Origin of the sequence: Sphingobacterium ginsenosidimutans (assembly GCF_039536865.1) — a bacterium.
Lineage (GTDB): Bacteria > Bacteroidota > Bacteroidia > Sphingobacteriales > Sphingobacteriaceae > Sphingobacterium > Sphingobacterium detergens.
Genome location: NZ_BAAAZK010000004.1, coordinates 1 through 12644, shown reverse-complemented (window position 1 = coordinate 12644; position 12644 = coordinate 1). Strand labels below are relative to the sequence as shown.

The window sequence follows — 12644 nt, the reverse complement described above, 5'->3', positions numbered from 1 at the left end:
TTTTTACATTTATGCTTGTAAGGAATGCCTAATAAGTGTATATTTGTGCCACACAAAACAAAGGTGATACCTTTTTCGGGGTGTAGCGTAGCCCGGTATCGCGCCACATTTGGGATGTGGAGGTCGTAGGTTCGAATCCTGCCACCCCGACTAAAAAGCTCTAATGAAAGTTAGGGCTTTTTTTGTTTCTAGGCGAGATGAGAACCTACGGCCTTTTGAGGAGCTGTGAGGTTCGATCCAAAGGAGGCTCAGGGTCGTGTTTGGGCATTGTGTGGCTGAACCAATCCTGCCACCCCGACTGAACCAATGTAATGTAAACAGCTTTTTTTCATAGTCAACAGCCAATATAATTTTCCATCTTGTTGAGCAACACATTTGCTAAAATCATAAACTAGCGGCCCCTTTGATTACAAAGATATTTTGGCATCTATCCTAGGTGTTCTTGTAGGTTATTTAATTTGTACAGTATGTCAGTTTAAACGGACTTTTGGTGATAATCAATCCAATAACTCTGAACTGGGGAATTCCCAACTTGGCAAACTCCAGGATAGCTGAAATCTTGTTCTAAGAGTTTGGTTTCTTCATGTGTTGACTCGTAAATGAATGCACGATTTTTGCTTTTAATTTCATTCGGTTTCGGATCAGAAATTAAATATGGATATAAAGAATTCATGCGATGCTGTTTAAAGAGATTCATCTGGCGGGAATAAAATCAGGGAAAATTACCTTGGCCTTTCGTCAATGGAAACAGGCTGCTGTCAAAAGCGGGACGCTGTTGAAGACTTCGGTTGGTTTGGTTGAAATCGGTGCGATAGAAACGGTCGACGAATCCGTAATAACTGACCAAGAGGCCATGAGTGCTGGTTTTAAAGATAAAACTCAACTCTTAAAATCGTTCAGACAGCAATACTTGGCAACGATTTTCAGGACAGCTGTCCGTTATCACTCCGAAGACCCGCGGATTAAGTTGCGGGAGGGGACTGAACTCTCGGAGGAACAGTTCATGCAGTTGAAAATAAAAATAGCCCGCTTGGATACTGTTAGTAGACAGGGGCCATGGATAAGGTTAATCTTATCTGCCATAAGAGAAAATCCCAATCTACATGCGATCGGTATTGCGCGGTTACTGGGTTTTTGAAAAGGAATGGCTGAAACTAAATATTCGCAAGCTGAAAAACCTGGGTTTAACAATAAGCCACACCGTAGGGTACGAGATTTCACCTTTGGGTGAGCGGTTTATTCAACTGCTAGAAGCCGAGGAGCAGTAATTAAAGCTGATATAAACTAGACTGTTGTATGATCTTAATAATGAGGCTGCCCAGGCGCAGCCCCATCGTTTTGATTTTCTTTACTGTATGGCTATAATACCTTATTCTGCTTCAGAAACAACTTATAGTTGTTCTGATGTTCGAAATAGGCAACCTGACCTTCATTTCCGATAAGGACAATGTAGGCCTTCGCTTTATCAACTTTTGATCCAGTATGTGGATCTATGGCATAGCGTACATTCTCATCTTTTGGGATTCTCTCTTTGCAATTTTCGCAACAGCCGTAATAGATCTTTCCATCCAAAGGTACCGCCAGTTGCTTTTTGCCCATAAATTCGTCATTGACCATACAGACCATATCCTGTGGGACCTGTTGTCCTTTTTCATAACCAAATTGCTTTTGCGTTACAGCTGGCAAAGCTGCATTGTTGTTTGTGTTTTCAGGACTGCCACAGCTTATTGCCAACGTAATTAATAAAGCTGAAAATAACATTGATCTTAACATTTTCATATATTTTCTATTTAATAGGTGTTCCCTCTGTGATTTCTTCGTTGGCCATTTTTATTAGCTGGTCACCCTCCGTGAGTTCGCCGAAAACTTCAATTTTATCATTGAGTATTCTTCCCTTGTTTACAGGAATAAACTTTGCGTTTCCACCGGCATTTTTGATGACATAGATTCCCATGTTGCCTTCGACCAATGCCGAACGTGGAATAAAGAAAGTTGCTTTGCTGTTTTTAAGCTGAACCTTTGCTTCGGCGACCATAAAAGGCTTAAGATCCGGATCGTTATTGACAAAGTCTGCTTCAAACTTTTCGGATCGTAACTTCATGTCCAGCGTACCACTTTTTCGGGTTATTGTTGCTTGGAAGTTCTTCTCCGGAAGTGCCCTTACCGTGAAGTTGACGGTGTCACCTATGGCTACATAGGGAACATGTGCTTCCGGAACCGATAGATTTAAACGGAGTTTAGATGAATTTTGGATGATAAGCAAAGGTGTTCCACCCATGGGGCCAACATAGGCGCCGATATCTGTATTTCGGGATGTAATGATACCACTGAAGGGTGCCCGTATAATTAAATACTGATTGATATCCTGTATTTCTGTATAGGCGGCCCGAGCGGCTTTTACACTGGCTTCGTCAGAAAGTTTTTGTGCCGTAATTTGATCCAGGGCATCGCGGGCAATAGCGCCCTTAGTCTGGTTTGCCCGAAACATACGATCGTAATTGGCTTTTGTTGCTGTATAAATCGCCTCTTGCGAAAGTATTTTGGCCTTTGCATTGGCTATTTGAGCCTGCAATTCGGGAGCTTCCAGCACCATTAGTATCTGCCCTTTGCTGACCTGCGAACCAATATCTACATGGATCGTCTTGACATAACTCTGCACCTTTGCAAACAATGCTGTCTCCTGATCAGGTTTTAGTTCGCCCGCCAGTTGTAGTGGAACAGTAGGATTCATTTTGGCAATCGGGATGGTCATCAAAGGCATGAACCCCATCTTCGTGGCTTTTGGGGTTTCCTTTGTGGTGCCGTTGTTCTCTTTTGTATTTTGGTCGCATGCGCTAAATAATAGCGCAATTGCTGGTAATATGATTGACTTAAATTTCATAAAGAATTAGATTTTTGTTTTAACAAAATGAATGCTTTCCTCATCTTCAGGATCCAAAGAAGGCGAGGTCGTTGTTGCTTTGTGCTGTATCCATACAAATACCAGCGGGAGGACGATGAGTACCGAGAAGGTTGAAAAAAGAAGACCTCCGATAACAGCGCGTCCCAATGGCGAGACCTGGTCTCCACCTTCACCAAAACCGATAGCCATCGGTAACATCCCCGCAACCATGGCGATAGTTGTCATGATAATGGGACGGATGCGAAGCTTGGCGGCCTCAATAGCGGAGCTTATTGCATTTTGATTTTTCAGTCGTAGCGATTCTGCATTATTGATTAATAAGACCGCATTGGCAATCGAAACGCCGACAGACATAATGAGTCCCATATAAGATTGTAAGTTGAGTGTCGAACCGGTTAATTTTAATAATATCAACGCTCCAACGATCACGAAAGGAACTGTAGAGAGAATAACGAGTGATATCCGAAAGGACTGAAAAGTCGCTGTAAGCATCAAAAAGATAACCACAACAGCAATCAATAGACCTGTAGCGAGATTACTCATCGTCTCATTCAGTACAGGTGCCATCCCCGCGACTTCAATATTGATACCTTTTGGTAATTCACCCAAAGATGCAATAGCGGCTTGAATGTCGTGCGAAGCCTTCCCCAGATCTTTTTTATGCAGATTTGCGGCAACCGTGGTGTAGCCCATAGTTCCCAAATTATAGCTTTCACCAAGTTCTTTGGTTGCCGTAATTGTTGCGACATCGCCTAGCACGGGACGGTCTGCATTCTTAGAAAGTGTTAGATTCTCCAGTTCTTCTTTACTGTTTAAAATATTTTGTGGTGTTTGAACCTGCACATCGTAGGCAATTCCCATCATTCCACCGACCCAAAAATTCTTATTGGTATAGCGTGTGGATGCGGTAGCGGTGACCAATGACTTTGCGATATCTTGTGCATCGAGTCCCAGTTGTGCCGCCCTTGTCCGATCGATATTAATCTGTAGGGCTGGATAATCCATGGACTGGGGGATCTGCTGGTCGCGCAGGTAGTCGATCTCCTTTAACTTTCCGAGAAGTTTTTGCGCATACATGCGATTCATCTTTTTCATCATCCCTGAGATCCGGATCTCGATAGGGGTATTGGTGCCCTGACTTAGTATTTTCTCAGTAAGTTCAATGGGTTCGAAAGAGAGCTGTATTTCCGGCATTTTTTCTTGAAAGTACTTTCTGAGTTCATCCTTTAATTCATCCGAATTACCTTTTAGCTTCTTCAATGCCACCTGCATCAATGCCTCGTGTGGCCCGGCATTGTATAAATAAATTGGGCTAACGGCGAAAGTAGAGGGGTGCTGACCGATAAAAACCGATGATATGGCAATATTATCAGGGCCTACTTTTTCCTTCAAAAGGGTTAGAAACTGCTTTACTTTTCCTTCAGTTACTTCGATACGCGTACCTTCAGGGGCTTTTATCCGTACCTGAAACTGACGGGAATTGACTGTAGGCAATACATCCTTACCAATTCCCTGATATAAGAAAAAGCATGCTACCAATGCAAAAATCAAACTTAAGCTTACGATTATCTTGTGTTTGGCTACCAAGTTTGACAATAGATGCAGAAAGCGCTCACGAAAACGATCAAACCAATTTTTCTTATGTGCGGGATTATGACATGTTTCAGGATCATGTTTCATCATCCAATTGGCCATCACGGGTACAAAAGTCTGCGACAATAAAAACGAAACAATCATCGAAAATCCGATCGCCAGTGCAAGCGGCATAAACAATGCACCGGGAATACCGGTCATCATAAAAGCAGGAGCAAATACGGCCAGAATACAGAGCATGATCAAAAGTTTTGGAAAAGCAATTTCCTTACAGGCATCCCAGATTGCTTGGGCACGCGTTTTTCCCAGGGCAAAATGCTGGTGGATATTCTCGATGGTCACCGTACTTTCATCGACCAATATTCCAATAGCTAATGCTAGTCCCGATAAGGACATGATATTGAGGGTCTGTCCAAATAGCTTCAAAAATAAAACACCAGAAATAATCGAAATAGGGATGGTCATAATTACAATCAGCGCTGCCCTGCGGTCGTTCAGAAATAGGAGCACCATCAGACCGGTGAGGACAGCGCCCAGAATTCCTTCGATAACTAAGCTTTTCAAGGCATTGCTGATATAAACCGACTGGTCAAATTCGTACGAAATGCTGACATCGTCAGGCATATTTCGTTGGATTTCGGGCAAGCGTTCTTTAAGCTTATTGACAACATCCAGGGTCGAAGCATTTCCTGCTTTAGCGATATTAATATAAACCGATCTTTTTCCGTCAATCAGGGCATAACCTGTGGCGATATCAGCACCATCTTTTATGATTGCCACATCACGGATGTATACATTGTCTACTGTGTTTTTAAAGATTGGAATTTCCCCCAGTTCTTCTATTTTCTTTACCGTATTGTTTGTCGGTGTCAGATAGTTTTTGTCACCGATATACACATTTCCGGAAGGAGAGGTGATGTTATTTCTACTGATGGCTTCAACAACCTGTTCCGGAGACAGGTTGTGCGCCCGCAGTTTGTAAGGATCTATGTTTACTTCGATTGTCCGTGGACTTCCGCCAAAAGGTGGAGCAGTTGTCAGTCCCGGTATCTTTATTAAGAATGGTCGCGCACTGAAGTTCGCGATATCCTGTAGTTGATTATTGGTTTTCGTATTGCTACGAAAGACCAGCTGACCGACAGGCTGGGAGGAAGCGTCAAAGCGGATGATGAAGGGTGGTGGCGCACCCGGAGGTAAAAATACCTGGGAACGATTGGATAATGCATTGATGGTTGCGATTGCTTCTCCCATATCAATACCCTCATAGAAAACAATTTTCATGAGTGTCAATCCCTGAGTATTCTTTGATTCTATACTCTTAATACCATTGGTAAACAGGAGCATGTTGACGTACATTTTGGTGAAATAACCTTCCATCTGCTGTGGGGTATAGCCGTTAAAAGAGTGGGCTACATAAACGACAGGCAGGTCCATTTCGGGTAGGATATCTACTTTAACATCTTTGGTTGCTTTGATACCAAAGAATAACAGGCCAATGACAATAACCATAATGGAAATTGGTTTTTGCAAGGCAAATTTGATGATATTCATAAAGGATAGACTTAAGATTGATGAATGAAAATATTGAAATCACCCTGCGCGGCGGCCAGCGATAGCAATGCCTGCCAAACATTATTCTGTGCAATTTCATAGTCGATCTCAGCTCTATTTAAACTATACAATGCCTGGGTATAATCAACCAGGGTTGTCAGTCCATTTTCATACAATGCATTATGCTGTTTGTAAGCAAGACTAGCAGCGGACAATTGGATTTCGGTTTCCCTGAAATTGTCAATGGCATTTTTTAGCTGAGAATCGGCGAGGAGGGACTGCGCTATAAAATCTTTTTTATGTTTTTCATATTCTCTCTGGATCGCCAGAGTATATAATTTTTGCTCCCTGTTTTTGGTATCAAAACGGAAGATATTAGTCAGGTTCCAGCTGAATGAAACGCCAAGCAGATAGTTTGCTCGGTTTATACCCACTCCTTTAAAATAATTTGAAGAGTATGCTGAGTTATCCTGCATATAGTTCCAGTCGAAACCAGTGCCGCGTCCTTGTAGTACGCCAAAAGCGGAAACAGAGGGCATGCGATTGGATTTCAGGATTTCCTCGGTTTGTATGCTCTCGTTGATTTTGCTGTTTTGGAATAGCAGGAATGGATGTTTTTCCACGGAAGCTTCGTGTTGTACTACTTTCCTGTTCGGGATACTGGTATTATAGGTCGTATCCAGTTGATATGTTTTAAAATCATCATTTAACAAAATGGCGAGTTGTTTTGAGTACTCTAGTTCCTTGTCGTAGGATTTGATCTGAAGGGATTTTGCATTAGAAACTTCTGCTTTGGCCAATTGGGCATCTACATCAGCGATCAATCCACTTTCCGCTCTGGCGGTAGTCATTTCATAAAAAACCCGTGCACGGCCCAGGTTTTTTTCCTGAACATATTTTATCCGTTGACTCGCCAGTAGATTCAGATAGGCGGCACTTGTTTTGATTTTGTGCTGAAAGATTTCCTGTGCAAGATCGGCCTCGGTTGTCTGTTCCTTTATTGAACCGAGGAGCACCTGATTTTTGATCCTTCCAAAGGTGTATACATTCCAGTTGACATTGGCAAAATAGAGCGATCCAAATGCGGCATTCCAATTTTGTTCCGCTAGGGGCATGGATGTTGCACCCGATGCAAGACCACCATAGGCATACATAGGACCATGTTGGGCATTTATTGTTCCAAAGCTCTGCTGTGCTGCTAAGGTGAGGTCTGGAAGATATTGTTGTTTTTGAAAGACAGTATGCTGTTTTGCTGCCGATGCAACAAATTGCTTTGATTTTATCTGGTCGTACTGTTCAACGGCACGTGTGAGGGCATCTTCGAGTTTTAAGGTCTGTGAAAAGCCATGTAGGCTCATTCCCCAGATTACACCCAATGATGCAATGAGTTTTAATTTCATCGAAAATAAAATTTGTGAGTAGACATCAAGAATTAAGGCGGTACCTGTTTAGGCACCACAAGCTTTTACAAGATGTGTGCTATCAAATTCGATAAGTACAATGAAGGATATAGAGCGGATTGCTCCAGATGGGGCTTTTTAAGGATAGATAAGTGAGGGATTTGTCGTTATTGCTATTGATAAAAGATATATCAAATAGGGCACCCAGCAGTTGGTTGGGTATCGCCGAACCCCAGAATTTTACCGAAAAATCAAAGTGAGATTGCTTTTTTAGACTGTCGTTGAGTTTGACCAGTTTGGACTGATGTTTACAGCAGTCTTTCTTTTTTTCGTTTAATTTCTTGTCCTTTGAAGAGCAGATCGGGCAAGGTTTATTGTTGTCAGGGTTTTCAGTATTCGTCCAGCTGTACAGTTTTACAGATGTTCCTTTGCAAATATGCTGGTACTGTGTAAGGCCTAAGGCCAATACCGAATATATTATAGAAAGAAAGATGACGAGTAATTTTTTCACCTGTTTTTAATTTATCTGTTGAATTGCCGGTAAAATCGCCAGCATCATAGGGTGCTAGACAAATCGCAATGGCTTTACGTATCAGTGATGCAAATATATTTTTTCTTTTAAAGGCTTATTTGTACAATTTCATCAAAGTTTTATAACATTTATAGCCCTATTATTCATCCCGCAGGCTATCAACGGGATTGGCTATTGCGGCCCGAAGCGCCTGCCAGCTTACTGTAACCAGTGCAATGCAGATTGCAATCAGTCCTGCCGCGACAAACATCCACCATTGGATGTTAATGCGGTAGGCAAAGTTTTCCAGCCATTTGTTCATAATCCACCAGGCAATAGGCGAGGCTATGAGTAAGGCTATTAGCACTGGTTTCATAAAATCTTTGGAAAGCAGTGCCACCACACCCGATATCGAGGCTCCCAGTACCTTGCGAATTCCGATTTCTTTATTTCGTTTGGTTGCTGTAAATGAGGCCAGTCCATATAACCCCAGGCAAGCAATAAATATGGCCAATCCCGCAAATAGACCAAGGATTCTTTGCTGCCTGATGTCTGTTTTATAAAGGGTGTCAAACTTCTGATCCAAAAAAGTGTATTCAAAGGGATAAAGCGGAGCTGCTTTATTGAATGCGGCTTCGATTGTTTTCAATGCAGCGGGAAAGTCATTCGTATTCAATTTTATAACTACTGTTCGCAGGTCGTCGGATGGCGAAATAACAAGTGCATCCATGTTTTCTTTCAGGGAAAGGAAGTTGAAATCGTCCACGACACCAATGATGGTTCGGCGTGAAGAATCCCGGATTGTATTTCTTATCCATTTACCGATGGCTTGTTCGGGGGTAAAACCAAGCTGTGTTGCTGCAGTACGGTTAATGAGTACTGCTTTGGTGGAGTCTGTTGGATATTGCATGGAAAAATCCCGCCCAGCAAGTATCTTCAGGCCTAAGGTACGGACAAATCCAAAGTCTGTAAATTCCGTTCTGGATTTCCATGACTCAGTATCCTTTCTCTCCACCTCAAAGTTATGGCTATCGAAAAAGCCCCCCGGTTCGCCGGACATGAAAGAAACTGAGGCAATGTTGCTGTTGCTCAGCAATTCGTTTTTGAATGTATGCATGTTGCTGTACAGTTCATTATTATCCAATGGAATCACTATGCTTTGCTGATCATCATATCCCAACCCTCTTTCTTTTACATATTTCATCTGTTTTGTGATGATGGTGGTTCCGATAATAAGTAAAATGGAAATGCTGAACTGTAATACCACTAAAATCTGACGAAACAACGCTCCACCCTTGCCTAATTGCAGTTTACCCTTCAATGCCTGGATCGGAGAAAAAGTCGATAGGTAAAAAGCCGGATAACTTCCTGCCAATAATCCAACTACAAAGATAATGGCGACCAAAAAGACATATATTGGCCAGGAATCCCAGGAAACCGTCAACGTGTATCCTAAGAGCTGATTGTAAATTGGCATCAGTAGTTGTAATATAGCAATGGAGAGCAAGCAAGATATAAAAGTCAATAGGAGAGATTCGCCTATGAATTGATAGGTCAGTTGTGTGCGTTGTGCCCCCAGTACTTTCCTCAGGCCGACTTCTTTTGATCGGTCCACCGCTCGAATGGTGGAGAGGTTCATAAAATTGATACAAGCGATCACTAATATCAGGATAGCGATGGAAAGAAAGATGTATACGACTTTTTTGTCTCCATGTTTTACATCGTCGAATTGGCTGTGGGGTTCAAAATAAATGTCATATAATGGCGTGAGCGAAAGATCGAATTTAATGTTCATGAGATTGGAAACTGCTTTCATGTGTTTATCCATAAACTGTGGAAGCTTGCTTTCGAGCAGTTTTTTATCCGTATGCTCACCGAGTAGGACATATGTAAACATACTGTTGTTAATCCAGCCTTTAAACCACTCTTCTTTAGAATAGTTGGCGAGTGGTATGACCAGGTCAAAATCCAAATGTGAATTGGTGGGGACGTCTTTTGCGATACCTGTAACGGTAAGCTGTTTGTTTTTATCTAGCTTCAGCACTTTGCCTATCGGATTTTCATTGCCGAAGTATTTTTTAGCACTTGTTTCCGTGAGCACTACGCTAGCGGGATTCTGCAAAACAGTCTTTGCATTTCCCCTGATCAGGGGAAGACTGAACAGATCAAAGAAATCAGAATCCGCTACATAGAGTTTTTTTTCATTGAACGCGATATTATTAAAGGAAAACAATCCATTGGTCGGCATCACTCTTACCGCTTTCTTGATATCATCAGGATAATCTGTTAACAGTGCTGTGGCATAAGGGGGGGAGAGGTAAGGTACGCGCTCCTTCGAACTGTTAAAGCCACGCATTACCCGGTGAATCCGGTCGCCTTGGATATGAAATTTGTCCACACTGAATTGATTCACGATAAAAAGAAATATCATCAGGCACACCGTAATCCCTATTGTCAGGCCGAGAATATTGATAAACGAAAATACTTTATTTTTTTGCAGATTTCTCCATGCAATTGTGAAATAGCTCTTTATCATACTTTTTCTCTATTAGTGACTGTGTTTTAAACTTATATTCATCAACTAGTCCGACGAAATCGGTCATTCAACTATGGTATAAAATACGTTGTTCAATATTCAGACATTTTCAAATAGATTGCCAAATAGGTAAGTGTCTTTTAATGAATGTGTTGCTTTGTTTTTTATTTTGTTGACTGTTCATATTCGAACACCAGTTATTCATATTCGGACAGCTAAACAACTCCGTTTTAACGGACTTACGTCATGTTGACAATTAGATTTTGGTATAATACTTGTAAATGTACCCCCAAAAATAAATTATGAGCATATTAAAAATGACTTTTAAAAATTGGATGCTGCTGTTGCTTGGAGTAATTGCGGTTGGAATGACATCTTGTAGTAAGGAAACTGTTGATAATATTGGCAGGGATGCAGCACTGAATATAATCCGTACCGGAAATTGGGAACGCTGGACTAAAACCGTTTCAGGAAATAGTGTCGCTGAGTTAAATGTGACCCGTGAAATGATGGAGCAGGGCGAGACACTTAATTTTGATAAAGATGGTGCCTGGCATAAGAAAAAAGATAAATCTGCGGTAGCTTACGACTACAGTATGCCTGATTCAAAAACAATGATTTTTGATGGTGTTGAATATAAGATTCAGGAAAATATTGTTTCTACAGTATCGAAGCTAACACTGGTTAATCAGCAGGGGGCGATTAAAACCACTATGATAATCAAAAGAAGTTGGTAATCAGGCGGGGCATAGATTCGAATCCTTTCACCTCGAGCATGTTTATAAAATAAAGTCAAAACCCTTCAAATTCATAAAATTTGAAGGGTTTTGTTTGTGAAGACATTACTTCGGGCTGTTGAAAGTTCTGGACATATCATTACAGTTGGCTATCAATTGTTTCTATTATAGGATATCAAAAGATAAATCGACTTGTCGTATCCAATAAAATGCAAAAGCGAAATTGACTTATTGAAATCTGTGCTGTGAAACTTTTTGTACCTTTAGCTAGTATAGCTAACCATATAAGTTCTTTTGGGATGGTCCGATAGAACGAAATATTATGAAAAATGAAAATACTATTGACTTTGTTATTGTTTGTAACCATAAACCTTTATGGACAAGACGCTATTTTGAATCAAAAAAAGATAAAAACAAAATTCGATGATGCAATTTCGGTTTTGAACGTTGGGACATTTCATATGGGAGAGACTTCCGATGCAAATTCGCTAGCATTTGATGTGAATGATGAAAACAACAAAATAGAAATAAAGAAGTTGGCGAACATTCTAGCGAAATTTAAGCCTACCATAATTGTCATCGAATCTTTGCCCAAAAATGATCCTATAAGACAAGCAGATTATTTAGATTATATCGAAAATCCGGATAAAAAATTTCAAAAACCTGATGAAAGAGAACTGCTAGCGTATGAAGTTGGACGATTAAGTGGGGCAAAGAAAATTTATGGAATAGATTTTAAAGAGAGTTACAATTATAATATCGGCAGTAGTGTGAAAAATGCCATAGACAAAATCACGGTCAATAAGTATTGGAAGTTATACGAAGAAAATCAAAAAAACATTGTAAACGAGAAAATTTCGTTCTATGACTTGTTCAAATTGAATAACCACCCTCAATATTTAGAAAGTTTAATGAACATAAATGCTGATCTGCTGACTTATATCTCAAGTAAAGGGAATGCAGAAGGTGCCGATGAAGCTGCGAAATTTTATCATAGAAATTTGGTGATGTTTTCAAATTTTAATCAAATTCCTGTTGATAAAAATGACAGAATCTTTATATTAATGGGAGGGACACATACAGCTTTTTTTATAGATTTTTTGAAAAGGAGCCCAAAATATAAACTTGAAAATATTTTTGACTATTTAAAATAAACCTTTTTTCTTTTTTTTGAATTCCTACTGGATGGTTTAAACGAAAATAATCGACAATATTTTTGGAGTAATTTGTTCGTTGTAAATTTATTTATCAACGTATCAGTTGGTTAACGATATTGTTGAAAATAATTTTGAAAAAAAATATTTTTAGTGTACTTTTGTGCCACACAAAACAAAGGTGATACCTTTTCGGGGTGTAGCGTAGCCCGGTATCGCGCCACATTTGGGATGTGGAGGTCGTAGGTTCGAATCCTGCC

At 40.6% G+C, this 12644-nt stretch carries 9 protein-coding genes and 2 tRNA genes; 5 read left to right on the top strand and 6 right to left on the bottom strand.

Annotated elements, in window-relative coordinates:
* Window positions 1-76 precede the first annotated feature (76 nt).
* Window positions 77-150 (top strand) — tRNA-Pro (locus ABFX33_RS08975).
* 526 nt (window positions 151-676) lie between these two features.
* Entirely contained in the window at window positions 677-1138 is a 462-nt protein-coding gene (locus tag ABFX33_RS08970; RefSeq protein ID WP_257087489.1) for a hypothetical protein, read from the top strand.
* Between the two features lie 221 nt (window positions 1139-1359).
* Here the strand turns inward: ABFX33_RS08970 and ABFX33_RS08965 are convergent, their stop codons facing one another.
* From ABFX33_RS08965 to ABFX33_RS08940, 6 genes are all read right to left on the bottom strand, one after another.
* Entirely contained in the window at window positions 1360-1779 is a 420-nt protein-coding gene (locus ABFX33_RS08965; protein ID WP_346085608.1) for a hypothetical protein, read from the bottom strand.
* Between the two features lie 7 nt (window positions 1780-1786).
* Window positions 1787-2881 carry an efflux RND transporter periplasmic adaptor subunit gene (locus ABFX33_RS08960; protein WP_257087491.1) on the bottom strand — a complete coding sequence of 365 codons (1095 nt, stop codon included), beginning with the start codon at window positions 2879-2881 and terminating at the stop codon, window positions 1787-1789.
* Window positions 2882-2887: 6 nt separating this feature from the next.
* A complete protein-coding gene (locus ABFX33_RS08955; protein WP_346085606.1) occupies window positions 2888-6046 on the bottom strand; it encodes an efflux RND transporter permease subunit in 3159 nt (1052 codons plus the stop codon).
* An 11-nt stretch (window positions 6047-6057) separates the two neighbouring features.
* On the bottom strand, window positions 6058-7446 hold the full coding sequence (locus tag ABFX33_RS08950) for a TolC family protein (protein WP_346085604.1): 1389 nt from the start codon (window positions 7444-7446) through the stop codon (window positions 6058-6060).
* 82 nt (window positions 7447-7528) lie between these two features.
* The gene (locus ABFX33_RS08945; protein WP_346085602.1) at window positions 7529-7957 is read right to left on the bottom strand and encodes an HYC_CC_PP family protein; all 429 of its coding nucleotides are present in this window, start codon (window positions 7955-7957) and stop codon (window positions 7529-7531) included.
* A gap of 160 nt (window positions 7958-8117) precedes the next feature.
* Window positions 8118-10493 carry an ABC transporter permease gene (locus ABFX33_RS08940; RefSeq protein WP_346085600.1) on the bottom strand — a complete coding sequence of 792 codons (2376 nt, stop codon included), beginning with the start codon at window positions 10491-10493 and terminating at the stop codon, window positions 8118-8120.
* 302 nt (window positions 10494-10795) lie between these two features.
* Here ABFX33_RS08940 and ABFX33_RS08935 point away from each other — a divergent pair, with 302 nt between their 5' ends.
* The 3 genes from ABFX33_RS08935 to ABFX33_RS08925 all read left to right on the top strand — a co-directional run bounded on the left by ABFX33_RS08935 (window position 10796) and on the right by ABFX33_RS08925 (window position 12644).
* Window positions 10796-11230 (top strand): hypothetical protein, encoded by a 435-nt coding sequence (locus ABFX33_RS08935; protein WP_257087502.1) that lies wholly within the window; start codon window positions 10796-10798, stop codon window positions 11228-11230.
* A gap of 329 nt (window positions 11231-11559) precedes the next feature.
* On the top strand, window positions 11560-12384 hold the full coding sequence (locus tag ABFX33_RS08930; RefSeq protein ID WP_346085598.1) for a DUF5694 domain-containing protein: 825 nt from the start codon (window positions 11560-11562) through the stop codon (window positions 12382-12384).
* Between the two features lie 201 nt (window positions 12385-12585).
* Window positions 12586-12644 (top strand) — tRNA-Pro (locus ABFX33_RS08925).

Coding starts and splice junctions, on each gene's coding strand:
- ABFX33_RS08970 (WP_257087489.1), top strand. CDS start 677: ATGCTGTTTAAAGAGATTCATCTGGCGGGAATAAAATCAGGGAAAATT.
- ABFX33_RS08965 (WP_346085608.1), bottom strand. CDS start 1,779: ATGAAAATGTTAAGATCAATGTTATTTTCAGCTTTATTAATTACGTTG.
- ABFX33_RS08960 (WP_257087491.1), bottom strand. CDS start 2,881: ATGAAATTTAAGTCAATCATATTACCAGCAATTGCGCTATTATTTAGC.
- ABFX33_RS08955 (WP_346085606.1), bottom strand. CDS start 6,046: ATGAATATCATCAAATTTGCCTTGCAAAAACCAATTTCCATTATGGTT.
- ABFX33_RS08950 (WP_346085604.1), bottom strand. CDS start 7,446: ATGAAATTAAAACTCATTGCATCATTGGGTGTAATCTGGGGAATGAGC.
- ABFX33_RS08940 (WP_346085600.1), bottom strand. CDS start 10,493: ATGATAAAGAGCTATTTCACAATTGCATGGAGAAATCTGCAAAAAAAT.
- ABFX33_RS08935 (WP_257087502.1), top strand. CDS start 10,796: ATGAGCATATTAAAAATGACTTTTAAAAATTGGATGCTGCTGTTGCTT.
- ABFX33_RS08930 (WP_346085598.1), top strand. CDS start 11,560: ATGAAAATACTATTGACTTTGTTATTGTTTGTAACCATAAACCTTTAT.